This window comes from Rhodococcus sp. NPDC127527 (assembly GCF_042672245.1).
GTDB lineage: Bacteria > Actinomycetota > Actinomycetes > Mycobacteriales > Mycobacteriaceae > Rhodococcus_G.
The window spans coordinates 251,104-275,469 of the sequence record NZ_JBHXVP010000007.1; the positions used below are offsets into that span (position 1 = coordinate 251,104).

The following is a 24,366-nucleotide window of genomic DNA, read 5'->3' on the forward strand; positions in this document are numbered from 1 at the left end:
CTACGGTAGAACTGGCGCGGCCCCCTCGCCAGACGAAAGTGACCCCGCCCGAGATTCGGGCGGGGTCACTTTCGACAGCCGGGTTGTTACCAGGCGCCGACGATCAGCCGGTGGCGACCACCCCGGAGCCCCAGGCGCTCTGCATCTCGGCGGTGCGCTTGCGCATCGTCGCGAAGCTGTGCCGGGCCGGGCTGATCATCTGGGTGAACCAGTTGCGGTGGTGCTCGTGAAGGGCGGCAGCCACTTCGGGGATCAGGATGCAATGCACCCCGTCGACCATGCCAAGACGGTGCCGACCGGGGAGATGGACAGTGCTTCGCATGGTGATCCTTCGTCTGAGAATTGGGCGGCCTGGCGCGTCCGCTCGAAGATAACCGAGAAACGTCCAAACCTGGTGTATTTAGGCCGGATGTGCTGCGGCGTGTTTGGTGACAGACTGGAGCGCGTGTTGCGAATCGGCCTCACTGGAGGCATTGGAGCGGGAAAGTCCACTGTGTCACGGATCCTCGGCGATCTCGGAGCGGTCGTCGTCGACGCCGACCTGATCGCCAGGGAGGTCGTCGAACCTGGCACGCCGGGACTCGCGGCCCTGGTCGCCGAGTTCGGTGCAGACATCCTCCAGGCGGACGGGCAGCTGGATCGACCGGCGTTGGCGGCCAAGGTATTCGGTGACGACGCCGCCCGGGGCAGACTCAATGCGGTCGTGCATCCCCTGATCGGTGCGCGCACCGCCGAACTCGTCGACTCCGCTCCCTCGGATTCGGTAGTGCTGCAGGACATTCCACTGCTGGTCGAGGGACGCATGGGCGCGTTGTTCAACATCGTCGTCGTGGTCTACGTCGATGCCGAGGAACGCGTCCGGCGGCTCGTCGAGCTGCGCGGCATGCCGGAGCAGGATGCGCGGGCGCGAATGTCGGCCCAGGCCACCGACGACGAACGTCGCGCAGCCGCCGACGTCTGGCTGGACAACAGCGGTCCGCAGGGCAGCCTGGACGCACCGGTCAAGGCACTGTGGGAGCGGCTGCACGAGTACGGGCGCAACGTCTCGACCGGGACGGTCGTGCGGGTCGCTCCGGTGCTGGTGCCCGCGGATCCGACCTGGCCGGCGCAGGCGCGCCGGCTCGTCGCCCGACTGCAGCTGGTGTGCGGGGACGCCGCACTGCGCGTCGACCACATCGGTTCGACCGCGGTGCCGGGCCTCGACGCCAAGGACGTACTCGACGTCCAGGTGACGGTGGCGAGCCTGGCGGCCGCGGACGCACTGGCGGACTCGCTCGCCGAGGCCGGATTCCCGCGGGTCGAGTCGGTCACCCGCGACGACCCGAAGCCGGCCTACGGCATCGGCGGCGAAGCGGACCCTTCGTTGTGGGACAAGCGATTCCACGCCGGCGCGGACCCGGGTCGACCCGTCGCCATCCATCTGCGGGTGGACGGGTGGCCCGGGCAACGGTTCGCCCTGCTGTTCCGGGACTGGCTGCGTGTCGACGCGGAGGCGGCCGCGGAGTACCTCGCGGTCAAGCGCGCCGCCGCGGCGACGGTGGCGGGTGAACCGGACGTCGTGGCGGCCACCGAGGCCTACGTCGACGCGAAGACGCCGTGGTTCGATGCGGCCCACACGCGGGCGTGGGCATGGGCGAAGGAGACGGGCTGGTCTCCTGCCTGACGGGAGTTCTCAGCGCCAGCTGATCGGCATGCCCCGGTCGGCGAGCCAGGCGTCGAGGTCGTGGCCGTGTGCGGCGATGCCGTCGACCGCCGTCGTCGCGGCGAGGACGGCGCGCTCGGTGGTGTGGGCATCGAGGTGGCCCGCGACGTGCGCGGCGACGAGCTCGTCGACGTCGAGCAGTTCGGTGTCGCGCCCGGTGCGCACGATCAGGTCCAGGTAGTGGTCCTCGGAGCGCCACACCTGCTCGCCCGCGGTGAAGTCGCCGATGTCGACGTATCGGTCCTGGTCGCGGGCGTGGAACGGGTGGTAGTGGAAGATCGACGCCCGCAGACCGAGCGAGGGCAGCAACCACGACTCCAGGTAGTGGAAGTGCGGATGGTCGGCGGGCCTGGCCATGTAGAGCCCCCACGGCTCCACCCTGAAGTGGTCGACTGGACGCACGAATCCCTTCGGGTCGGTGTTGGTCCGGTCGACCAGGTTGAAGGCCTCGACCTTCGGGGCGTGGACGTCCATGGATGCTGAACCTACCGCTCGGGGCGGCCGGGCACGGTACGTCGGAACCTGTCGGACCGTCGGCCTACCCTGGTGCCATGGCGTTCGCATCCGAGCATCCCGTGGTGGCGCAGTCCGAGTTCCGGCCGGTCGGAGACATCGAGCGGTCGGAGGCACGTTTCGAGGTGGTGAGCGAGCATCGGCCTGCGGGTGACCAGCCCGCGGCGCTCGCGGAACTCGAGCGGCGCATCCGGGCCGACGAGAAGGACGTCGTGCTGCTCGGCGCGACCGGCACCGGCAAGTCGGCCACGACGGCATGGCTGATCGAGAAGCTGCAGCGGCCCACGCTGCTGATGGCGCCGAACAAGACCCTGGCCGCCCAGCTGGCGAACGAACTGCGCGAGATGCTCCCGAACAACGCGGTGGAGTACTTCGTCTCGTACTACGACTACTACCAGCCCGAGGCGTACATCGCCCAGACGGACACCTACATCGAGAAGGACTCGTCGATCAACGACGACGTCGAGCGGCTGCGGCACTCGGCGACGTCGAGCCTGCTCTCGCGGCGGGACGTCGTGGTGGTCGCGTCCGTCTCGTGCATCTACGGCCTCGGCACCCCACAGTCCTACCTGGACCGCTCCATCCAGCTCGACGTCGGGCTGGAGGTGCCGCGCGACGGGCTGCTGCGACTGCTCGTCGACGTGCAGTACAACCGCAACGACGTCGCCTTCACCCGCGGCTCCTTCCGGGTGCGCGGGGACACCGTGGAGATCATCCCGTCCTACGAGGAGCTCGCCGTCCGGATCGAGTTCTTCGGCGACGAGATCGAGGCGCTGTACTACCTGCACCCGTTGACCGGTGAGGTGGTGCGGCAGGTGGACTCGCTGCGCATCTTCCCGGCCACCCACTACGTGGCGGGGCCCGAGCGGATGGAGCGCGCGGTCAAGGACATCGAGGCGGAACTCGAGGAGCGGCTCGCGGACCTCGAGGGGCGGGGCAAACTGCTCGAGGCGCAGCGGCTGCGGATGCGCACCAACTACGACATCGAGATGATCAAGCAGGTCGGCTTCTGTTCCGGTATCGAGAACTACTCGCGGCACATCGACGGCCGCGGCGCGGGGACCGCGCCCGCGACCCTCATCGACTACTTCCCCGAGGACTTCCTGCTCGTCATCGACGAGTCGCACGTGACGGTTCCGCAGATCGGCGCGATGTACGAGGGCGACATGTCCCGCAAGCGCAACCTCGTCGAGTACGGCTTCCGGTTGCCGTCGGCCACCGACAACCGCCCGCTCACCTGGGAGGAGTTCACCCAACGCATCGGCCAGACCGTGTACCTGTCCGCGACGCCGGGCAAGTACGAGTTGGGTCAGGCCGGCGGCGAGTTCGTCGAGCAGGTCATCCGGCCCACCGGACTGGTGGACCCGGAGGTGGTGGTGAAGCCGACGAAGGGGCAGATCGACGATCTGGTCCACGAGATCCGGCAGCGCACCGAGAAGGACGAGCGCGTCCTCGTGACCACCCTGACCAAGAAGATGGCCGAGGACCTCACCGATTACCTCCTCGAACTCGGGATCAGGGTGCGGTATCTGCACTCGGACATCGACACCCTGCGCCGGGTGGAGTTGCTGCGTCAGTTGCGTCTCGGCGAGTACGACGTGCTGGTCGGCATCAACCTCCTCCGAGAGGGCCTCGACCTGCCCGAGGTGTCGCTCGTGGCGATCCTGGACGCGGACAAGGAGGGCTTCCTGCGCAGCTCGACCAGTCTCATCCAGACCATCGGCCGCGCCGCCCGCAACGTCTCCGGCCAGGTGCACATGTACGCCGACAAGATCACCGACTCGATGGCACAGGCCATCGAGGAGACGGATCGACGCCGTGAGAAACAGATCGCCTACAACAAGGAGAAGGGCGTCGACCCGCAGCCGCTGCGAAAGAAGATCGCCGACATCCTCGATCAGGTCTACGAGGAGGCCGACGACACCGCCGCCGGGGTGGACATCGGGGGGTCGGGCCGCAACGCCAGTCGCGGCCGCCGGGCGCAGGGCGAGGCCGGTCGCGCGGTCAGTGCCGGTGTGTACGAGGGCCGTGACGTCAAGGCGATGCCGCGGGCCGAATTGGCAGATCTGGTCAAGGAACTCACCGATCAGATGATGAACGCGGCCCGCGAGCTCCAGTTCGAGCTGGCCGGTCGGCTCCGCGACGAGATCGCGGACCTAAAGAAGGAACTGCGCGGGATGGACGCGGCCGGACTCCAGTAGCCCCTGGTCGGCGCTGGGGGACACCGGCTCCCGACGACTGTGCGAGGTCGGCTCCTCGATACGCGCACGGGTCGTCGCCGAGGGCGTCCCCCCGGCAGGCGTGTTCGGTCCGGGCGTGCGGGGCTGAGCCGGGCCGCGCCCTCGGTCGGTGCCGTCGCTCAGCTGGTGATGTCCTTCGTCCCGAAGCGTTGCCACGCACACACCCCGAACGCCGCCGCGTAGGCCAGTGCCGAGAACGAACCGACCACCACGTCGTGCCAGTCGACCGTGGGCGCCAGGAACCGCGTCCACGCGAAGGAGAAGTGCCCCGGCAGCAGGTCTCGCCAGTGGCCGAGAGCGGTGATCTGGTCGAGGATCTGGACCAGGATCGACACCATCACGGTCCCGCCGACCGCGCCGAGGGGCGCGTCGGTGAGGACGGACAGCAGCATCGCCAGGCCCGCCACCCAGGTCAGGTTCACCGCGATGTACGCCAGGGCCAGCGCCAGGCGGGCGACCGCCTCGCCGTAGCCGAGCGAGTCGCCGAACGGGGTGACCAGCGGACCCGTCCCGTACAGCACGGTGCCGAGCGTGAGGGCGACCGTGAACAGCAGCAGCAGTGCCAGCACCGACAGCACTGCCGACACGATCGCCTTCTGCTGCAGCAACCGGCTGCGCGGCACCGGGATCGCCAGCAGGTACCGCAGCGACGACCAGGAGGCCTCGCTGGCCACCGAGTCGCCGAAGAAGAGGGCGACCACCACGATGAGCAGGAACCCGACGGACATGAACAGGCAGAACACCGTGAAGTTCACGCCGCCGCGAGTGCCGAGATCGATCAGGTCGATCGCCGACGAACTCGACCCCGACCCGCCGCCGATCGCGAAGGCCACCGCCAGGATCACCGGCAGCACCGCGAGGAATCCGAGCGCCAGGTGGGTGCGCCTGCGCTTGAACTGCCGGACCAGTTCGGTCCGCAGCGGCAGCGTCCGGCGCGCGTGGTAGCCCGTCGCGCGACCGTCGGAGGGCGGTTCCGGTGCCCGACCGTCCAGTGTGCTCACCAGGTCTCCCGTTCGCGATGGTCCGACACGTGTACGAGCCGCAGGAACACGTCCTCGAGCCGTGTCGACCCGGCCAGTCCCCGGACGCCGATCCCGGCTCCGACGAGGGTGCGGACCACCACGGCTGGATCGATGTCGCCGAGATCGACTCGGACCGAGGGGTTCTCGCCGGTCTGGACGTGAACCGGTCCCAGTCCGGCGAGGTCGGCCAGCACGCGCGCGGCGCCGGCGGCGTCGTCGACGCGCAGCTCGGTGGCGCCCTCCGCGGAGGTGAGCTCCTCGACGGTGCCGGTCGCGATCACCCGGCCGTGGTTCATCACGACCACGTCGGTGCAGGTCTGCTCGACCTCGGCCAGCAGGTGACTCGACACGAGCACGGTCCGACCGGTGCGCGCATAGTTGACGAGCACCTCGCGCATGGTTCGGATCTGCGGCGGGTCGAGTCCGTTGGTGGGCTCGTCGAGCACCATCAGGTCGGGCAGTCCGAGCATCGCCTGCGCGAGCGCGAGCCGTTGCCGCATGCCCTGGCTGTACGAGCGGACCTTCCGGTGCACGGCGTCGCCGAGGTCGGCGATCTCGAGTGCCTCGTCCATCCGGGCCTCCGCGGCGGGTCGGCCGGTGGCATCCCAGTACAGCCGCAGGTTGTCGATGCCGCTCAGGTGGGGGAGCAGGCCCGACCCCTCCACGAAGGAACCGAGCCGCGAGAGCACCGGTGCGCCCGGGGTCACCGTGTGCCCGAAGACCCGGATCTCGCCGGCGGTGGGCGTGATCAGACCCATCAGCATCCGCAGCGTGGTCGTCTTGCCCGCCCCGTTGGGGCCGAGCAGTCCGAGCACCTGACCGCGCCGGACCGTGAAGCTCACGCCGTCGACCGCCCGGAAGCCGTTGCCGTAGGTCTTGCGCAGGTCGGAGATGACGAGCGGCACGTCGACCAGGTCAGGGTCCACCTGCGCGACCGCGCGCCGTCGCGACCGCACGGTGGTGACCGCGACGAGCGCTGCCAGTGCGGCGGCGATCGCGGCGATGCCGACCAGCGGGGCCAACGGCACGGCCCGGCTGGAGGCCCGTGCGGGCACGCTCGGCACCGACAGCATCGGGTCGGCGAGTGCGACCGTGAACTGGGCGGGGGTGAGGGGATTGGCGTACGCCTGGTCGGTCGCGGTCACGACCAGCTCGAGGTGGTGGCCCTCGGGAACCTGGAAGGCGACCCCGGGGAGCGTGACGGTGAGGGGGATCGGTTGTCCCGCAGGTGAATCGGGCAGGCGGATCGCGGAGACGGCGTTGCCGGTGAGGGTGCGTCGGCCCTGGGCGCTGACGTCGTAGAGCTTGGCGAAGAGCACGCCGTCCCCGGGCGCCGCGAGCGCGGCGACCGTGAGCCGAACCGAACTGGTGCCGGTCAGGGTCAGCGGTCGTTCCAGCGGCGCACCCGAGAATCGGGCGGACTGTCCGGGCGGGTCGGCGGCCAGGTCGAGGGCCCCGCCAGCGGCGGTGCCGAGCCCGGCGACTGCCGAGCCCAGCCCGGGCACCGCCGACAGTGCCGCGGGTGAGGCCCCAGGCGGCCGCACCACCGACTGCGGATTCCCCATCAGGGGGATCTGAACTCGTGGGGTCGGAGCGTCCGCCGCGGTCAGTCCCGGATAGTCGTCCGCGGTCATCCGGCGACTCACGGGCTGGCCCTGGTCGGTCGGCGTGCCGGGCAGGGCGAAGGTGAAGGTGTCGCTGCCGGTGCGCTCGCGCAGTCGGTCGGACAGGAACGCGGCGACCGCGGCCCGGCTGCGGTCGGACTCGCCGCCGGCGTCGTGCCCGCCGTCGAACCAGTGCACCTGGACCGGGGTTCCGTTCGCGGCGATCTGGCGGGCGGTCGCGTCGGCCTGGTCCAGGCCGAAGAGGGTGTCCTGCTGACCCTGGACGAGGAGGGTGGGTGCGGTGATGTGATCGGCGACCGCGACGGGAGAGTGCGCCCGCAGCAGGGCGAGCAGTTCCGGTGTGGGTCGGCCGGTTTCGGCGGCGGGGGCGTAGGCCCGGCAGATCTCGGGGGCGAATCGGCCGCAGGGTCCTGCGTTCGGGCTCGGGCCCCCGTCGGGTGCGGCCTGTGCCGCGCCCGACACGCCAGCGCCGAAAAAGATTCCGGCCCAGGCACGTTTGAGGACACCCGGCCCGCCGTAGCCGGCCGCGGCGGGCGTGACGGACTCCGTGGCGACGGTGGTGCCGTAGTTGGGGAACAGTGCCTGGCCGAGGTCGTTCCACGTGATCGACGCGGCCACCGCGTCGATCCGGCGGTCGGTGCCGGCGAGTGTCAGTGCCAGTGCGCCGCCGTACGATCCGCCCGCGACCCCGATTCGGGGGTCGCCGGGACCGTCCTGCTGGACGTCCGTCCTGGCGGACAGCCAGTCGAGCAGTCCGCGGGCGTCGGCCACCTCACGATCGGGATCGTTGAGCGAGATCTGACCGGTGCTGTGTCCGAATCCGCGGGCGCTGTACGCGAGTACGACGAATCCGTCCTCGGCGAGGCCTCGGGCCTGGTCGGCCAGGGTGTCCTTGCTGCCGCCGAACCCGTGCGCCAGCAGCACCGCGGGCGCGGGAGTCCGCGCCGGAAGGTACAGCCGTGCATCGATTTTGACCTCGTCCGAACCTCCGGGTCCGGCCGGCAGTGCCACCTGCACGTCCGAGGTGGTCACGGGGGGAGGCCTGCGGACATTCGAGGTCGCCACCACGGCCAGCGTGGCAAGGAGAATCACCGCCACGACGACGGCGATCCACGAGGTGATTCCGCGCGGCCGGCGAAACTGCATGAGACCCAATGTAGCGAGACACCGCGGATGTGCGTTGTACCGCAATTCCCACTAACCAGATGGTGATCCGGATAGGGTCATCGCAGCGGCCGGGTGTCGGAGCGTGCTGTTGCAGCGTTCCGCATCGGAGGCGGCCAACGCACCACCGCGCCGCGGGCGCGATCGAGATACCGGAGGAATGAATGAGTGCCTACCGCACCATCGTAGTCGGAACCGATGGCTCGGACTCGTCGCTGAAGGCAGTCGACAAGGCTGCGTCGCTGGCGGCCGATGCCGGCGCGAAGCTCGTCATCGCCTGCGCGTACTACCCGGCCGACCCCAAGGACATCGAGGCGGCGCAGGACACCCTGCGCGAGGACGCCTACCAGATCACCGGGTCCGCGCCCACGTTCGAGATCCTCCGCACCGCTCGCGAGCGCGCCCAGGCGGCGGGTGCGCACGACATCGTCGAGCGCGCGGTCGTCGGGGCGCCCGTCGACTCGCTGCTCGCCCTGATCGACGAGGTCTCGGCCGACCTGCTGGTGATCGGCAACCGGGGGCTGAACACCCTGACCGGTCGACTGCTCGGCTCCGTGCCCTCGGACGCGGCCCGCAAGTCGACCTCCGACGTGCTGATCGTGCACACCGTTCGCTGATCGTCACCGATTCGGGCCGTGGCTCCGGCGGGGTACTCCCCGCCGGAGCCACGGTCTTTTCGGAAGCTAGTGCACCGGAGTCAGTTTCGCGAGGACCTCGGGGAGGTCGCGGGCATGCACCACGCCGAGGCGCTGGGTCGCCCTGGTGAGTGCGACGTAGAGGTCGTTCATGCCCCTCGGCGACTCGTCCAGAATTCGCTGCGGTTCCACGATCAGCACGACGTCGAACTCGAGCCCCTTCGCCTCGCGGACGGACAGCACGCTCACCGAATCCGACGCCAGGTCGCGGAACTCGTCCACGCCGTCCTCGCTGGTGAGCACCGCGACGAGCCCGGGTCCGGTCTCGTCGGCAACGCGCGCCCGCACCTCGGCGGACAGCTCGGCCGACGGCACCCGCCGAGCCCAGGGCGGCGTCCCGGAGTCGCGCACCGAGCGCGGGACCGATTGCGCCGGGTCGATCGCCGCCAGCACGTCCTGGGCCACCGCCATGATCTCCGACGGGGTGCGGTAGTTGACCGTGAGTTCGGTCAGCTGCCACCTGCGGGCGACGTACGGTTCGAGCACCGTCTGCCAGGACGAGCTGCCGGCCGGATCGCCGGTCTGTGCGGTGTCGCCGACCAGCGTCATCCACCGATTCGGGATGCGGCGCATCAGCATCCGCCAGGCCATCGCCGACAGCTCCTGGGCCTCGTCGACGATCACGTGTCCGTAGGTCCAGGTGCGGTCCGCGGCCGCCCGCTCCGCCGCGGTGAGTCGCTGCCGCAGGTCCTGTCGCTGCGCCAGCTGGCTGGCGTCGATGAGGTCGTAGGCCATCAGGATCTCGGGGTCGAGTTCGTCCTCGAGATCCTGGGGCGCCGAGCCGGTGAGGATGTCGAGTGCGCCCTGCGCGTCGGCGATCTGTGCGCGCCATTCCCGGGTCGCCCGCTCGCGTTCGGCAGCGTCGTCCACCCCGAGCAGTTCCGCGAGCTCGTCGAGCAGCGGCGCGTCCGCCGCGCTGAATCCCGCCACCCCGACACGGTGCAGCAGCTCGCGCTGCTCGGCAGGTAGGTCGCGGGCCGCGGTGTCGAGCCGAGCCCGGGACGAGAGCAGTTCGGCGAGCACCTGCTGAGGCGTCAGCAGCGGCCAGAGCTCGTTGATCGCGGTCATCACCTCGGGATCCGAACGCATCTCGTCGCGGATGTCGGCCACGTCGTCGCGGCTGAGCAGATTCGCCCCACCGAGGACGTTCGCACCGAGGTTGGCGGCGAACTGGTCGGCCAGCGACTCGATCACGGCGGACACGAAGATCGGGCGCGCGAGATTGTGCGGCCGGCGGGACGAGCGGGCGCGTCCCCGGGCCCTGGTGACGGTCTTGCGGTCGAGGGTGATCGTGTAGGTGTCGAAGCTCAGCGGGACCGGCTGCGCGGGGACCAGCTGCCGATCTCGGACGGCCTGCTTGAGTACCGCGACCATGTCGAGTGAGCCCTTGACCTCACTGGTCTCCAGGGAATCCTGGTGTGTCGCGGTCACTCCCGGATACAGGTCGCCGATGGTGGACAGCAGCACACCGGTCTCGCCGAGAGAGGGCAGCACCTGGCCGATGTAGTCGAGGAAGGTCGCGTTCGGCCCGACGATGAGCACGCCGGACTTCGCCAGCTGCTGGCGGTAGGTGTAGAGCAGGTAGGCGGCGCGGTGCAGGGCGACGGCGGTCTTTCCGGTACCCGGCCCGCCCTGGACCACCATGACCGACTTGTGCGCGGACCGGATGATCGCGTCCTGTTCGGACTGGATGGTCTCGACGATGTCGTTCATCTGGCCCGTGCGCGCCGCGTTCAGCGCGGTCAGCAGCGCGCTCTCGCCGGCCACGCCACCCGCCCCGTCCACGGCGCCCGCCTGCTCGGCGGCGGCCAGGTCGAGGTACTCGTCGCCGAGCCCGGTGACCTTGCGGCTCCGGGTCCGGATGTGCCTGCGGCGGGTGACGCCCTCCGGTGCGGCGGGCGTGGCGAGGTAGAAGGGCCGGGCCAGCGGGGCGCGCCAGTCCAGCAACAGGGTCTCGAAGTCGTTGGCCTCGTCCAGGATGCCGACCCGGCCGATGTATCGCCGGGTGTCCTCGCCGTCGGCCTCGGCGTCGAGGTCGATGCGGCCGAAGCACAGGCCGTTCTCGGCGGCGTCGTACTTGGCGATGTCCTCGGTGTACATCTGCGTGAACGACTCGCGTTCGCTGCGCGCCTGCGGGGTGCCCCCGGTTTGCAGGAGCACCTTGCTGAGCCGGGTGGACGCGTACTCCCGCAGGGCGTCCAGTCGGTCGTACAGCATCGACACGTACTGCTGCTCGCGGTCGCGCTCGGCATGCTGCAATGCCTCGTCGGGCAAGTGATCTCCTCGGCCGGAAAGGGTGGGAAAAGGGCCAAGGAAGTCTAGTGGGCGGGACCGTCGGTGTGCAGAATCGCCTGGTCACAGGCCGTCTCGTGGACCGAGTTCCAGCGCAGGCCGTTGCGACCCGCGGCGTCCGGAACCAGGACGGCGGTGACGATGCGCACGCTCGTCTCGTCCACGGTGTGGTGGGTTTCGCGGAAGCGCACCACGACCACTGCCGCGGTGGACTGCCGAACCTCGACGGCGGTGATGGAGATGCGCAGTCCGGGCACCGCACGTGCGGCGCCCCGTAGCGATTCGGTCAGCTCGTCGTTCCCGAGGACGCGCCCGTCGGTGGTGACGAGCGCGAAGTCCGCGGTGTGTGCACCGGTGAACTCGGTGAGGACCGCGGGGTCGGCCGCGGTCCCAAGCCAGCGCGCGAGGACGTCGTGGTGCCGCTCGATCTCCTTCGCGACGAGGTCGACGGTGACGGCCGTCGCCGGCGGGACCGGTTCGCTCGACGTCACCAGCCGCGCACCTGCCACTCCGCGAGGTTCGGACGCTCCGCGCCGAGCGTGGTGTCCTTGCCGTGCCCCGGGTACACGACGGTGTCGTCGGGGAACCTTTCGAAGATCTTGGTCGTGACGTCGCGGTAGAGGGAGTTGAAGTGCTCCGCGTCCGGGGTCTTGCCGACGCCGCCGGGGAATACGCAGGGTCTGTCAAGGGTAATACTTGCGGTGGAGCTGGAAGGAGTGCCCATGACTAACGATCTTCCCACCTCGGGCCGTGTACGGGCGGCGATCTACACCCGGATCTCCGAGGACCCGAGGGGCCTGGAGAAGGGCGTCACGCGCCAGCAGGAGGACTGTGAGGCCCTCGCCGGCGCGCGGGGGTGGGAGGTTGTCGCCCACTACTCGGACAACGACATCTCGGCACTCAAGGGCCGCGTGCGTCCCGGCTACGAGCAGTTGATGGCCGCCGCCAAGCGCGGCGACTTCGATCAGGTCGTCTCCTACGGGCTGTCCCGGTTGTGGCGGTCGCGGCAGGAGCGTGCCGCGGCGATCGACACGCTCTCGAAGGCGCGCGTCGGTGTCGCGCTGGTGAAGGGTTCGGATTTGGACCTGACCAGTGCCAGCGGGCGTATGTACGCGGGCATCCTCGGCGAGTTCGACACCGCCGAGTCGGAGATCAAGGCCGAGCGGGTGGCCCGCGCGGCGCAGCAGCGAGCCGAGGAGGGCAGGGCAAACGGTGCGTGTGCATTCGGGTGGACGCGCGTCTACGAGCGTGACGCTCAGGGGCGGGTGCTCTCCTGGAAGGACGTGGTCGACGAGCCTGCCGCCGAGGTCGTACGTGGAATCGTCGGGGACCTGCTGGCCGGTGTGACGCTGCGGGCGATCACCGCCCGCCTCAACGACGAGGGGATGGCCGCACCACTCGGGGGTAGATGGATCCCCTCGTCTGTGCGGAAGCTCGCGCTCCGCGACCTCAACGTCGGGATCCGCCGCCACGGCAAGAACACCTACCGGGGAGCCTGGGAGCCGATCGTCGACGAGCCGGACCACGTAAAGGTGAAGGCCCTGCTCGCCGACCCGCAGCGACGGTCGCAGAAGGCCGCCGCCCGGACCCACCTGCTGACCTTCGGCGTCGGCAAGTGCGGCGTTTGCGATGGGCCGCTCGTCGTGTCGCGCAAGGGGCCGAAGGGTAGGAAGACCTCGCTGTACGTCTGCAAGGAGCCGGGCTGCGTAGGACGCCGCGAGGAGTGGGTCGACGAACTGGTCGTCGCGACCGTCTGCGCGCGACTCTCCAAGCCCGACGCGCTGGCCATCTTTGAGTCGGATGACACCGCATCGGAAGAGGCCCGAGACAAGGTCGCGGAACTGAGAGCTCGGCTGGACGGGGCTGCTGATGCCTATGCGGCTGGTGCGATCGACACGGCCCAGCTCGCGCGGATTACCGCGCAGCTCCGACCTGCCCTGGAGGCAGCCGAGATGCAGGTTCGGCCAGCTGCGGCCGTACCGACCGTTGTTGGCGAGCTCATCGATGCCGTTGATAAGCGCGCGGCTTGGGACGGGCTCGAAGTCTCGCAACAGAGGGCTGTCCTGGAAGCCCTTCAGGTCGAGGTCGTCATCAAGAAGGCGCGCGGTGGACCCGGGTTCAAGCCAGAGTCCGTGGATGTGAGATGGCTCACGTCGTCTGGGGCCCCCATCGACTGATCGAGCTTCTGAACAGGGTAAATGCCCGGGATGGCCGCCGCCGCCCGGGCATTACTGCGCTCGCGAGGGCTCTTGTGCGCTTCGGGGATGTCATATGCGCTCCCAACTCGCATCAATGCGCAGCGAGGCACCTGCCCCGCTGCGACGGCCGAATGGCCAGGAGGTGCAGAACATGCCTGCAAGCGAGAAGCGCCCGCTTCTGACCCGGAACGAGCTGTTGGCCGAATACGGCTTCGCGGATAGCAGTGAGCGGCGGGCGAGGGCGCAGGGACGGTTCATCCCGCATGTACGGATCGGCCGGAAGGTCTTCTACCGGCGCGAAGCCGTCGAGGCGTGGCTGGCCGAACACGAACGTGCTGGCCAGGAGCGGCAGGACGGTGGCAGCCGTGGCTGAGGCGACGATCGACGAGGCGACGATGAGCGTGATTCACCTCCGGGCTGTCGAGCTTGCCGATCAGGCACCGCCGCTGACCGCAGAGCAGGTCGTCCGGCTGCGGACGGTCTTCGGCAGTCGCCGCGGCAAGACAGGGGCGGCCGCGCATGTCTGATGCATACCGGTCGGGAGTTTGGGGATCTGGAGTTCGCGGACACGCCGCACGGGCAGTGGAGGCGAAGCAGTGCGTGGACTGTAACGAGGTCAAGCCCCTCGATCAGTTTCACCGTAACCGTGCTGCGGCGGACGGGCACCAGTGGGCTTGTAGGGAGTGCTGCAACCGGCGCGAGAGGTCGCGGCGCGGTATGAATCCAGAACGTCGCAGGCTCCAGAACAAGCAGTACAGGAAGGCGAATCCGCACATCGTCTGGCAGCAGGAGTACCGCACACGCTGTTCGCGTTACGGGCTCCCTTTGAAGATCGTGCCGTTCACGCGCGCACAACTTGTCGACCGCTGGGGTGAGCGCTGTGTCTACTGCACTGTCGGCACGTTTGAGCAGATCGACCACCTCCTGCCGATCGCGGCGGGAGGTCCACACGTCCTCGCTAACGTGGTGCCCACGTGTCGGCGCTGCAACCAGGCGAAGCTTCATGTGTTCGACCGACTCGCGATACGGGAGTTCAGGGCCGGGAAGGCTGGCGGGCCCGGGACCAGCATCCCCGACGTCGCCATCATCAGGTTGGCCCTCGCCAGCGGGCGGCACTCGTGATCTCTGCAGGTGAGTCCAAGTTGATGGATCCGACACCCGCCGGGGCCGACGCGGACCTGCGTCATTTCGGCCGTCGGCTCGTTGCCCTTGGCGTCGTTGTGTGGTCTGCCAAGGGGGGTGGTGGTACGGAGTTCCTCCGACCTCGAGGTTGGCAGAATCTCGGAGTTGAGGACAGCCTTGCGAGGATTTCCGCGCACCGCCCAGGCGATGCCCTGTGCGCCAACATGGGTGGCCGTGTGGCGGTGGTCGACGTCGACCCCCGCAACGGCGGTGACATCGAAGCGGTCCGGTCTCTGCTGGCTGAACTCGGGACAAGGGTGTTCGCCGAGGTCGACACGCCCGGCGACGGCAAGCACTTCTACATCGCGGGGCACGTCGACCTGGCTACGGCTCACCGCGTAAAGGGCCTGCCCGGTGTTGACGTGCAGTCCTTCGGGTCGAATGTCTTCCTACCGGGAACGCGTCGACCCAAGTACGACGGCAAGGGCTACACCATCGTGGTCGACGACCTCGACAGGCTTGCCAAGGAAGGTGACCAGGCAGGGGCGAAGGCGTTCGCGGAGTGGGTATCCGAGCGGTCTTCAGCCAGACGGGTTGCCCCGTTCACGTCGTCGCAGCCGTGGGACGGCGAGCTGCCGAATGCTCGGGAACGCGCGTACTTGGAGACGGTCCTGGAAAACCAGGCCAGGACGGTGGCGGCGGCACCGGCCGGCGGGCGGAACGCGGCGCTGTACAAGGCGGCTCTCAAGTGCGGGTCCTTCGTATCGGGTGCGGGGCTGGACGAGGGTCGTGTGGTCGATGCATTGGAGGACGCGGCCGCGCAGTGCGGCCTGATCGAGGAGGACGGCGAGGCATCGGTGCGTGCCTCTATCGAGTCGGGCGTGAGCAACGGCCGGATGAACCCTCGTGCGGTGCCGGAGCCCGACGAACCGGAGGGTGAGCGCCCTTCGAGCAGCCGAACCGCCGCGGGCAGTGGTACCGGCGTTAGTGACTTCGAGCAGAGGGTCGAACACGAACTCATGATGTTGAGGGCGCGGGAGGAGGCTCGTCGACGGTTCCATGCCGACGTTGCGCCAGCGAACGCCGACTACGACGACGAGTACCTCAGCGGAGACCAGCTCGACGAGCTGCCGGAGCCCGAGCCGTTGATCGAGGGTGTTCTGGTCCGGCACGCCTACGGGATCATCCGGGGTCGTGACGCGACGTTCAAGTCGTTCATCGTCCTCGACTGGGCACTGTCGATGGCGGCAGGGGTGCCGTGGCAGGGGCGGGCCACCGAGCGGGTGAAGGTCCTCTACATCGCTGGTGAGGGTGCTTACGGCCTGGCAGCACGCAAACGTGCCTGGGAAGAGGCCCACGGTCTGCACGTGGACCCCGGCTGGTTCGTCGTTCGAAAGTCGCCCGTGAATCTCTACCGCGGCGGACCGGACCTCGACCACCTGCTCAGCTACATCGAGGAGCACGGATTCGGGTTCGTTGTCCTCGACACGTTGCGGAAGATGTCGGGCGGCGCGGACGGCAACGGGTCGGACATGGGTGTGGTCGTCGACAACATCGACCGCATCCGGCGGGCCACCGACCACGGGAGCGTCCAGGTGGTCGCCCACACCGGCAAGGCGGATGAGGACGTTCGCGGCTTCTCCGGCATCGAGGACGACGCGGACCTCGTCTGGTCAGTCAAGCGCAAGGCCGGCTCCACTCAGGTCAGCCTCAAGTGCGCGAAGATGAAGGACGGACCAGACGGCCACACGATCGACCTCAGGCTCCGCGAGCTCGGAGGGTCCCTTGTCATCGAGCACGATGATCGCGCCCCACACAAGCAGGTTTCAGCTGCCGCGCCGCGCACTGCGGCCGACCGGATCATGCACGTGATGCGTGAGGAGTTCGCCGGCAACGGCGCAACGGTCCAGGACCTCATGAACGGCACAGGGTTGTCGCAGTCCACGATCTACCGCGCTCGCAGCACGTTGTTGGCTAACGGACATCTGGTGGAGCGGGCCGGCCAACTGTTCCTCGGTCCCGCCGGGTCGGCGGCGTAGCCATGGGAAAAGCCAAGGTCGTCTACGTGGGAAAGGACCTCCGGATTCTCTCGGGTTCTCATGAAGATTCCCATCGCGCTGACTGGTGAGAATGCCTATGAACTGGCCCTTTCCCACTATTCTCGCCGGATTCCCACGGGATTCTCACCACTTCTCGCCCCGAGCGCCCCCTAAGGGGGCGCGGAGAGCAGGAATTGAGACAGGTCGTTGGTAAACGTTGCTTGCCGCTACCTCGCCATCATGCCGAGAGCGAGCGAGAAGTCTGGGCTGGTGGCCCCCTGGACCTCGCAGCAGGACGTACCTGCGCGGATGGCCTGGCTGCTGGACGGGATCTGTACCGCGCGCGGCGGGGTCACGTGGCTACCGGCCACGACCAAAGCTGTTGTCGGCAGCGACAATCACGCCTCGGTCCGCGAGAAGTCGGCCTCGGGTCATGGCGGATTTGGTTGACCCGAGGCGCTCGTGGTTGTCGGACCTCGGTTGTACTGTGGCCCGGTCGATTGGGCTGCTCAGTGGCCCGTGAGCATCGACCTCGCCGCGCCACCTCAACCGTCAACATCTGCTCGTCTGTCCACCCGCATGATCCGAGCCAGGAGGCCACGTGACCGTTGAACCCCGAGGTTTCTCCCGGGAGGAGCTCGCCGAGGAAATGGAGGTGAGGCGCGCCCTGCAGATGTTGGGCGAGATCGAAGTGGACCCCGGCGGACTCGGGCCCACCCCTGACTACGAACTCTTTCGCGCCGAGCACCCCGAATTGCGCGACGCGATCCGCGCCTCGCAGGAGTTACTGAGGGAGTTCCGGTACCGCCAGATACGAGTGTCGCGGACGACGCTGCTCGCCGCGTACCTGCGCCTCGCACAGCAGGACCGTGAACTCGCAGAAGGGCTCTATGCCCGGTTCCATGAGCGGGTCGGCTTCGCGGCGGTTGACGACATTTCGGATTTCGGGTTCTACGTGCTGATCACCAGACTGGCAGCTGCGGACGCAGCTGTCGCCGGCCACCGTCACCTCCACGCAGTCCCGCAGCCCGCAGATGGTCTGGGCGAGGCGGAACCGGCCTTCGGGTCCCTCGCCGACGAGCACGGCTGGGAGGCCACACTGCCCACCGACGGGCCGTGGGGGCCGGTACTGGACGCCCACCCTCTGGGTGAAGGAGTCGTCGCCGTCAACACACCGAGACACGGCGGACTGCTGGTGTCCCCGAGGCGCATCGTGGCGATGCCCGACAGCCTGGGCCCGCGGGGCGTGCTCGACGGGAACTGGGTATGGGTGAAGGACCGCTCGGCCGACCACGTCAGGCTGGTATACGCCACCGAACTCGGCATCATCGGCAGTGAGTTCGACGAAATCGAGCTTGCGGTCGCCCGGCGGTTGCCGCTCGCATGGGCGCGGTGGAAGACCGGAAGGGATACGCGGCCTGCGAAGTTGCCGTTCAACGTGACCTTCCATTACAGGCAGCACCTGCTGTCCGCGATGATCTGGCTGCCCAGACACGCCGGCCGCACCGAGGCGACCGACTGGCTCGTCGCGCAGGGCCTCGACCCTGAGGACCTCGCCAGCCAGGTGTGGCCGAACCACGCCTCCCAGGCCTTCACCACGGCCCGGTCGAAGTGGCCCGAGTCGGCGCTCAATCGCGTGCGGAAGTACGCAGGGTGGCTGCGCGACGAGCAGGAGAGGGGGACGACTGACACGCTGGCGATGCGCCTCGCGTTGGACAGTTGGAAGCGTTACGCGCTCCACCTCGGTGCCACGCAGGAGGCCGTAGGTGTCGCCGCACAGGACCTCTGACGCGGCGCTGGGCTCCGGACGATACGGTTCTGTCCACCAGCAACCTGACCGTGGTGTGCCTGCCGGGCATCGTTGTGAGGAAAGGGGTTCCATAGCCTGGCGGGTGACGAGGCAAATACAAGTAAGTACAAAATGGCGCGGTGACTGCCCAGAGTTCCATGGGCATGAGGAGGTGCGGTCGATGGCAGCAGAACATTCCGGCGTGAAGTCACCCTGGGCCCTGTACAAGTCGATGAGCTACGGCCACCTCGGGGCCGGCGGCCAGGCGTACTACTTCGACGTTGGACGAGGGGGCGTGGGTAGCGCGCGTCCGCGTGACGTCGACGGCCATCCCGTGCTCCCGCACGATGCACCGCAGATTGCCGTCGATTACGCCCGTGAGCGGGGGTTTCCCTTGCCCGGAGAGAACGCTTCTGTCGGAGGAGTGACTCCGAATAGGGCCGCTCGACGTCACGGCCGGTAGAGGTGACCTGAGGGCGCGCGGGGAGTGGCACTGACCGCAGTGATCATCGGCCTTGTATTGAGGAGTGCTTCCCGAGTTGCACTGTGACCGAGGCTCTCTCGGCATGTAGGAGTCCTATAGTGCGAAGCCAAGAAGTACGAATTGAAGCCAAAACTTTGTACTTAACGTCTAACGACGCCGGGCGCGCCTGTGCCCCGATCTCGCCGGCTGCGGTACATGTGACCGCGGAGATGCTCTCCGGCGCGGACACCCCGGCGACCTCGACCTCGACAAGTCACTGTTCATGTGTGGGGCAGGCGAGAGCTGCCTACGACGAACTCGAAGTCGCCTCGGACAGGTAGCGGTACGCGGTCGCTCGGGAGACGCCGAGTACCCGGGCGATGTCGGGGACGGCGAGCCCCTGCCCGCGCAACTGGACTGCCTTCGCAGCATCGGCGTCGTCCACCTTGCGGGGGCGTCCACCCTTACGGCCGTTCGCTGCTGCTGCGGCGAGCCCGGCGCGGGTCCGCTCGATCATGGTGTCTCGCTCGAGCTGGGCGAAGGCGGCCATCACCGTCAACATGGCCTTGCCCATCGCGCCCTCGGTGGTTAACCCCTCGGTGAGGGAACGGAACCCGACGCCGCGCTCGGCGAGCTGCTGCACCGTCTCGAGGATGTGCATCGTGTTGCGGCCGAGCCGGTCGAGTTTCCAGACGGTCAGCACGTCGCCTTCGCGGAGGTGGTCGAGGCAGGCATCGAGCTCGGGTCGTGACGACTTGGCCCCACTGACTCCGTGGTCGGTGAAGATGCGCTTCGCGCCGGCGGTGTGCAGTGCGTCGAGTTGAAGCTGCGGATCCTGATCCGTGGTGCTTACCCGCGCATACCCGATGACTGCCACAGTCGCCCCCGTCTCAAAATCTCGCATGTGTCGAGGTTTTGAGAATACTAGTTTTGAGACAGGTTTACAAGACAGTTTAGATGGTCGTGGCCCCTGGGTCGTGGAGTCGGGCTGTCGAGGCGTCGCAGTCTCATCAACCCATCGTTTTTGAGACATCGGCAAAGGGATTGCGGGTGTGCGCCGATCAGGGAAGTGGCCCCGCTTCAATGCGTGTGAGCACTCGACTGTGTGGTCGCGCGCGCCGAAAAGATCTGGCCGAGAAGGTTGCTTACGAACACTTCGAGGATCGAGGCGATTCGATCGACCTCATTGCGCGAGGGTCGTACAGTCGAGCCATGCACCAGCCGGGACCGGACCTTGTATGCGTCCCGGAAGAATGCCTCGGGGGTCTTGTCGTCGTAGACCCGGCCGTCGAGCGACTGGGCAATACGGGTTCCGGCCTGTGTGATCGACTCTTCTCGTAGGTCTCGCAGTGAACCGATTATTGAGTTGGCCTCGTGGTCCGGGAGCAACCCACCCTTGACGTCTTGAATGAATCGGTTGATCAGGTCGGTCGATTCCTGCGAGCGGCGCTCTCGAATCACTAGTGCCTCGATCGCGGTGACCAGCAGGATCAGGCGGGTCTCGGGGTTCAACTCGAAGAAGGACGCGCCGAAGAGGTCACACGCCAGCTGCTGGCCATCGGTGGGCAGGACGCCGGCGTCGCGGACAGTTCGAACCGAGTTCAGGAGTTGCTCCCTAGACTTCGGAATGAAATAGCTCCCGGTGAATGCCGCGAACGTTGCCGTGGGCTCGCACGCAAAGATCATTAGTCCGTGCTCGTCTGGCAGAGCCTGCACGCCATGCTCGGCGGCCAACGGTTCCAATCCGGGGCGGGTTGAGCGGAATAGCGGCGCGTAGTCGCTTCCGAAGTCGGCCCCGACCTGCATCTGAACGAGAGATGCCTGTAGATGACGCCGCCATGCTCGTCCTGAGGACTCTGCATCGGCAGTCGTGGCGTACGGGCCGCCGGTGAGAACCAGTTCGGTTGAGTCGCTGATCGCGATCTCACCACCATGGGACCGCAGCTCGACGCGATGCTCATCGGCTGGGTCGGAGAGCAGCTGGCTGATGTCGTTAATGTCGATGCGTACACGGTCGGGCAGTCGTATCCGGTTCCTGAAGGCGAAGCTCACACCCGAATGCTTGCACGGAGATCCGTGACGCGTTGTAAGCCCGGCATGAGCTCGATGCCGAGCTTGTCGCGGACAGACCATCGGGGGCAGGCGGGGTAACTTCACTGCGACCGCATCGACCGAGGAGACCGCACCACCGATGGCCAAGACCAATGCAGCCCTGATCTGGAGCATCGCGAACCTGATGCGCGGACCGTTCCAGCCGAACCAGTACGGGGACGTCATCCTGCCGCTGACCATCCTGCGCCGCCTGGACTGCATTCTCGAGCCCACCAAGACGGCCGTCCTCGACGAGTACGAGAAGAAGAAGCGCTCGAACATCCCGCTCAAGCCGTTCCTGACCGCGAAGTCCGGCTACTCGTTCTACAACACGTCCAAGTGGGACTTCGAGAAGCTGACCGCCGACCCGGAGGGACTGGCCGACAACCTCATCGACTACATCGCCGGCTTCTCCGCGAACGTCGGGGACGTGTTCGACGGATTCGGTATGGACGCGCTGATCGCGGACCTGGACAAGAAGAACCTGCTGTTCCTGATCGTCAAGGAGTTCGCCAACGTCGACCTGCACCCCAAGGCGGTCTCCGCCCACGACATGGGCTACATCTTCGAGGAGCTGATCCGTAAGTTCGCCGAGTCCAACAACGCGCAGGCCGGTGACCACTTCACCCCGCGCGAGGTGATCCGTCTGATGGTCGAGCTGCTGTTCCAGAACGACGACGAGGTACTCACCAAGGCCGGCATCGTCCGCACCATCTACGACCCCGCCGCGGGCACCGGCGGCATGCTCTCGGTCGCCGACGAGCACCTGCACGACATGAACCCCAAGGCCCGCCTGGTGATGTACGGGCAGGAGGTCAATGCACGGTCCTACGCGATGTGCAAGTCCGACATGATCATCAAGGGCCAGGACGTCGACAACATCTACCTCGGCAACACCCTCACCGATGACGGCTATGGCGGCAACACATTCGACTACCTGCTCTCCAACCCGCCGTTCGGCGTCGAGTGGAAGTCCGCGCAGAAGGCGGTGACGGACGAGCACACCCAGCGAGGGCACGCGGGCCGCTTCGGACCGGGCCTACCCCGGGTGTCCGACGGGTCGCTGCTGTTCCTGATGCATCTGATCTCCAAGATGCGCACACCCCGCGACGGCGGCAGTCGGCTCGCGATGGTTCTCAATGGCTCCCCGCTGTTCACCGGCGGTGCGGGGTCGGGGGAGTCGAACATCCGCCGCTGGATCATCGAGAACGACCTGCTCGACGCGATCGTTGCGCTGCCGACGGACATGTTCTACAACACCGGCATCAGCACCTACATCTGGATCCTCGACAACCACAAGCCCGCCGACCGCAAGGGCAAGGTCCAGCTGATCGACGGCTCCGCCCTGTTCGGGAAGATGCCGAAGTCCCTCGGCTCCAAGCGCAAGGAGCTGCGGCCCGAGCACATCGCGACCATCGCCCAGCTGTACGTCGACCAGGTCAACGACCCCGGCACCGGCGAGGAGTCGTCGCTGTCGATGGTGTTCAACGGCGAGGACTTCGGCTACTCGACCATCACCGTCGAGCGACCGCTGCAGCTGCGGTTCGAGCCCACCGAGGACAAGGTCGACGAGGTCCTCGCGCAGAAGTCGATCGAGAAGCTGAAGGCGGGCGAGCAGGCCGCGATCCGCAAGGCGCTGACCGGGCTGATCGGCTGGGAGTGGAACGACCGCGACGCGTTCGTCGGCGAGCTGAAGGACGCGCTGCGCAAGGCCGGGATCACCAAGCCCGGTGCTCCGCTGGTCAAGTCGATCTGGTCGAGCATCGGCGAGCACGACGACAACGCGGTGATCTGCACCGACTCGAAGGGCAAGCCGGAACCCGATCCGGCGCTGCGGGACACCGAGAACGTGCCGCTGACCGAGGACATCGAGAAGTACTTCGCTCGGGAGGTGCTGCCGCACGTGCCGAATGCGTGGATCGACGACGACAAGACCAAGGTCGGCTACGAGATTCCGTTCACCCGTCACTTCTACCGGTACGTACCGCATCGGGACCTGACCGAGATCAAGGCGGACCTGCAGATCCTGGTCAAGGAAATCACCGAGATGCTCGCAGAGGTGGGGGAGTGAACTGGCCCGCGTACCCGGAGTACAAAGATGTCGGGGTCGACTGGCTCGGTGCGGTGCCGGCGCATTGGCCTGTCGGCAAGGTCAAGCACGGGTTCAGCGTGGTCCTCGGCAAGATGTACCAGGCAGAGGTCACAGGGCCGGATGATCAACTTCTTCCCCATTTGAAGGCCGGAAGCGTCACAGAGACGGGCCTAAACCTTGAAGACCCCATGTTGTGCGCCTTTTCCAGACCCGAGCGCAGGAACCTCAGCTTGAGGCGGGGGGACTTGCTGGTGGTCGAGGGCGGCGCTATCGGGCGATGCGTTGTCCTTGAAGAGGATCTACCTGGCTGGGGGTTTCAGAAGTCATTGAATCGGGTCCGTCCGTTGGGGGACGACTCGGTCATCTTCCTGAGTTATCTGGTTCAGTCCGCTACGGCGCTCGGGCACGTATCCATCTTGTGCGGGAAGGCGACTATTCCGCACTTCACGGCGGAGAAGTTGGCTGCCCTCGAATGGCCGCGGCCCCCGGTGGAGGAACAGACCCGAATCGCGGACTTCCTGGATCGGGAGACCGCCACGATCGATACGCTGATCGACAAGCAGAACCAGTTGATCGCCACCTTGCGTGAGGACCGCACCGCCACCATCACCCGCGCCGTCACCAACGGACTCGACCCCGACGTGGACATGAAGGACTCGGGGGTCAAGTGGCTGGGCCACATGCCAGTGCATTGGAAGGCTGGTCGGCTCAAAGACGTAGTCGCGACCGTCGACTCGGGTACGAGCGTGAACGGTGCGGATGTCCCCGCAGCGGACGGCGAGGTCGGCGTCCTCAAGACCAGTTGTGTGTCGAGCGGGACATTCCTCGCGGGGGCGAACAAGACGGTGGCGTTCGAGGACTTGGATCGGGTGTCGTGCCCCGTCCGCGGCGACACGCTAATCGTCAACCGCGCGAATACGCCGGCCCTTGTCGGCTCGGCAGGATATGTCTCGGAATCGGTCGACGACTTGTACCTCTCCGACAAGCTCTGGCAGGTGAAGTTCGTCGGTTCGCTCCCCAAGTACGTGCACTACTGGACGCAAACGCGGGTGTACCGATCCCAGATTGCGGCGGGATGTGTGGGGGCGAGTGCCAGCATGCAGAACCTGTCGATTACCGACTTCCGCGCGATTGAAATCGGCATCCCACCTGTCGAGGAGCAGCGTGAAGTCGTGGACCACCTCGACGTTGTCTTGTCGAAGGTCGATGCACTTATCGACACGGCGTCCGCGATGATCACCACGCTCTCCGAGTACCGCTCCGCCCTCATAATGGCCGCCGTCACCGGCAAGATCGATGTGCGTGGGGCGGTGGCGTAG

18 protein-coding genes and 2 pseudogenes are annotated in these 24,366 nt (G+C 67.5%); 11 read left to right on the top strand and 9 right to left on the bottom strand.

Annotated elements, in window-relative coordinates:
- Positions 1-103: 103 nt before the first annotated feature.
- On the bottom strand, positions 104-322 hold the full coding sequence (locus ACFVH2_RS14650) for a hypothetical protein (RefSeq protein ID WP_378424797.1): 219 nt from the start codon (positions 320-322) through the stop codon (positions 104-106).
- Positions 323-445: 123 nt separating this feature from the next.
- Between ACFVH2_RS14650 and coaE the strand changes: the two genes are divergently transcribed.
- Entirely contained in the window at positions 446-1,663 is a 1,218-nt protein-coding gene (gene coaE, locus ACFVH2_RS14655) for a dephospho-CoA kinase (protein WP_378424795.1), read from the top strand.
- A gap of 9 nt (positions 1,664-1,672) precedes the next feature.
- Here coaE and ACFVH2_RS14660 read toward each other — a convergent pair whose 3' ends face one another.
- Positions 1,673-2,176, bottom strand: a complete 504-nt coding sequence (locus ACFVH2_RS14660; protein ID WP_378424793.1) for a DUF402 domain-containing protein — start codon at positions 2,174-2,176, stop codon at positions 1,673-1,675.
- Between the two features lie 77 nt (positions 2,177-2,253).
- On the opposite strand from ACFVH2_RS14660, the gene uvrB reads away from it, so the two are divergent.
- Positions 2,254-4,416 carry an excinuclease ABC subunit UvrB gene (gene uvrB / locus ACFVH2_RS14665; protein ID WP_378424791.1) on the top strand — a complete coding sequence of 721 codons (2,163 nt, stop codon included), beginning with the start codon at positions 2,254-2,256 and terminating at the stop codon, positions 4,414-4,416.
- Positions 4,417-4,574: 158 nt separating this feature from the next.
- Here uvrB and ACFVH2_RS14670 read toward each other — a convergent pair whose 3' ends face one another.
- Both ACFVH2_RS14670 and ACFVH2_RS14675 read right to left on the bottom strand, forming a co-directional pair.
- Positions 4,575-5,456: an ABC transporter permease gene (locus ACFVH2_RS14670; RefSeq protein WP_378424789.1), complete on the bottom strand. Its 882-nt coding sequence runs from the start codon at positions 5,454-5,456 to the stop codon at positions 4,575-4,577.
- Positions 5,453-8,248: an alpha/beta fold hydrolase gene (locus tag ACFVH2_RS14675; protein ID WP_378424787.1), complete on the bottom strand. Its 2,796-nt coding sequence runs from the start codon at positions 8,246-8,248 to the stop codon at positions 5,453-5,455. The genes ACFVH2_RS14670 and ACFVH2_RS14675 overlap by 4 nt, the downstream gene beginning before the upstream one ends.
- A gap of 182 nt (positions 8,249-8,430) precedes the next feature.
- Here ACFVH2_RS14675 and ACFVH2_RS14680 point away from each other — a divergent pair, with 182 nt between their 5' ends.
- Positions 8,431-8,883, top strand: coding sequence for a universal stress protein (locus ACFVH2_RS14680; RefSeq protein ID WP_378424785.1), 453 nt, complete (start codon positions 8,431-8,433; stop codon positions 8,881-8,883).
- Between the two features lie 66 nt (positions 8,884-8,949).
- Here the strand turns inward: ACFVH2_RS14680 and ACFVH2_RS14685 are convergent, their stop codons facing one another.
- The 3 genes and pseudogenes from ACFVH2_RS14685 to ACFVH2_RS14695 form a co-directional block, all read right to left on the bottom strand.
- Positions 8,950-11,235, bottom strand: a complete 2,286-nt coding sequence (locus ACFVH2_RS14685; protein ID WP_378424783.1) for a HelD family protein — start codon at positions 11,233-11,235, stop codon at positions 8,950-8,952.
- 44 nt (positions 11,236-11,279) lie between these two features.
- Positions 11,280-11,744, bottom strand: coding sequence for a hypothetical protein (locus ACFVH2_RS14690; protein ID WP_378424781.1), 465 nt, complete (start codon positions 11,742-11,744; stop codon positions 11,280-11,282).
- A pseudogene (locus ACFVH2_RS14695) lies at positions 11,741-11,926 on the bottom strand (MBL fold metallo-hydrolase); the annotation flags it as partial. The gene ACFVH2_RS14690 and the pseudogene ACFVH2_RS14695, both read right to left, overlap by 4 nt.
- A 28-nt stretch (positions 11,927-11,954) precedes the next feature.
- On the opposite strand from ACFVH2_RS14695, the gene ACFVH2_RS14700 reads away from it, so the two are divergent.
- From ACFVH2_RS14700 to ACFVH2_RS14725, 6 genes and pseudogenes are all read left to right on the top strand, one after another.
- A complete protein-coding gene (locus tag ACFVH2_RS14700) occupies positions 11,955-13,430 on the top strand; it encodes a recombinase family protein (protein ID WP_378424779.1) in 1,476 nt (491 codons plus the stop codon).
- 172 nt (positions 13,431-13,602) lie between these two features.
- Positions 13,603-13,824: a helix-turn-helix transcriptional regulator gene (locus ACFVH2_RS14705; protein WP_378424777.1), complete on the top strand. Its 222-nt coding sequence runs from the start codon at positions 13,603-13,605 to the stop codon at positions 13,822-13,824.
- A complete protein-coding gene (locus tag ACFVH2_RS14710; RefSeq protein WP_378424775.1) occupies positions 13,817-13,978 on the top strand; it encodes a hypothetical protein in 162 nt (53 codons plus the stop codon). The genes ACFVH2_RS14705 and ACFVH2_RS14710 overlap by 8 nt, the downstream gene beginning before the upstream one ends.
- Before the next feature lie 190 nt (positions 13,979-14,168).
- Positions 14,169-14,426 (top strand): annotated as a pseudogene (locus tag ACFVH2_RS14715) (HNH endonuclease); the annotation flags it as partial.
- Positions 14,426-16,612 (top strand): AAA family ATPase, encoded by a 2,187-nt coding sequence (locus tag ACFVH2_RS14720; protein WP_378424773.1) that lies wholly within the window; start codon positions 14,426-14,428, stop codon positions 16,610-16,612. The pseudogene ACFVH2_RS14715 and the gene ACFVH2_RS14720, both read left to right, overlap by 1 nt.
- A 601-nt stretch (positions 16,613-17,213) precedes the next feature.
- Complete coding sequence (locus ACFVH2_RS14725) at positions 17,214-18,401, top strand: DUF7007 domain-containing protein (protein WP_378424771.1); 1,188 nt, start codon at positions 17,214-17,216, stop codon at positions 18,399-18,401.
- A gap of 770 nt (positions 18,402-19,171) precedes the next feature.
- Here the strand turns inward: ACFVH2_RS14725 and ACFVH2_RS14730 are convergent.
- Together ACFVH2_RS14730 and ACFVH2_RS14735 are read right to left on the bottom strand one after the other, a co-directional pair.
- Positions 19,172-19,741 carry a recombinase family protein gene (locus ACFVH2_RS14730; RefSeq protein ID WP_378424769.1) on the bottom strand — a complete coding sequence of 190 codons (570 nt, stop codon included), beginning with the start codon at positions 19,739-19,741 and terminating at the stop codon, positions 19,172-19,174.
- A 203-nt stretch (positions 19,742-19,944) separates the two neighbouring features.
- Positions 19,945-20,916, bottom strand: a complete 972-nt coding sequence (locus ACFVH2_RS14735; protein ID WP_378424767.1) for a hypothetical protein — start codon at positions 20,914-20,916, stop codon at positions 19,945-19,947.
- 139 nt (positions 20,917-21,055) lie between these two features.
- Here ACFVH2_RS14735 and ACFVH2_RS14740 point away from each other — a divergent pair, with 139 nt between their 5' ends.
- Both ACFVH2_RS14740 and ACFVH2_RS14745 read left to right on the top strand, forming a co-directional pair.
- Positions 21,056-23,026, top strand: coding sequence for an N-6 DNA methylase (locus ACFVH2_RS14740; RefSeq protein ID WP_378424766.1), 1,971 nt, complete (start codon positions 21,056-21,058; stop codon positions 23,024-23,026).
- Positions 23,023-24,366 carry a restriction endonuclease subunit S gene (locus ACFVH2_RS14745; protein WP_378424764.1) on the top strand — a complete coding sequence of 448 codons (1,344 nt, stop codon included), beginning with the start codon at positions 23,023-23,025 and terminating at the stop codon, positions 24,364-24,366. The genes ACFVH2_RS14740 and ACFVH2_RS14745 overlap by 4 nt, the downstream gene beginning before the upstream one ends.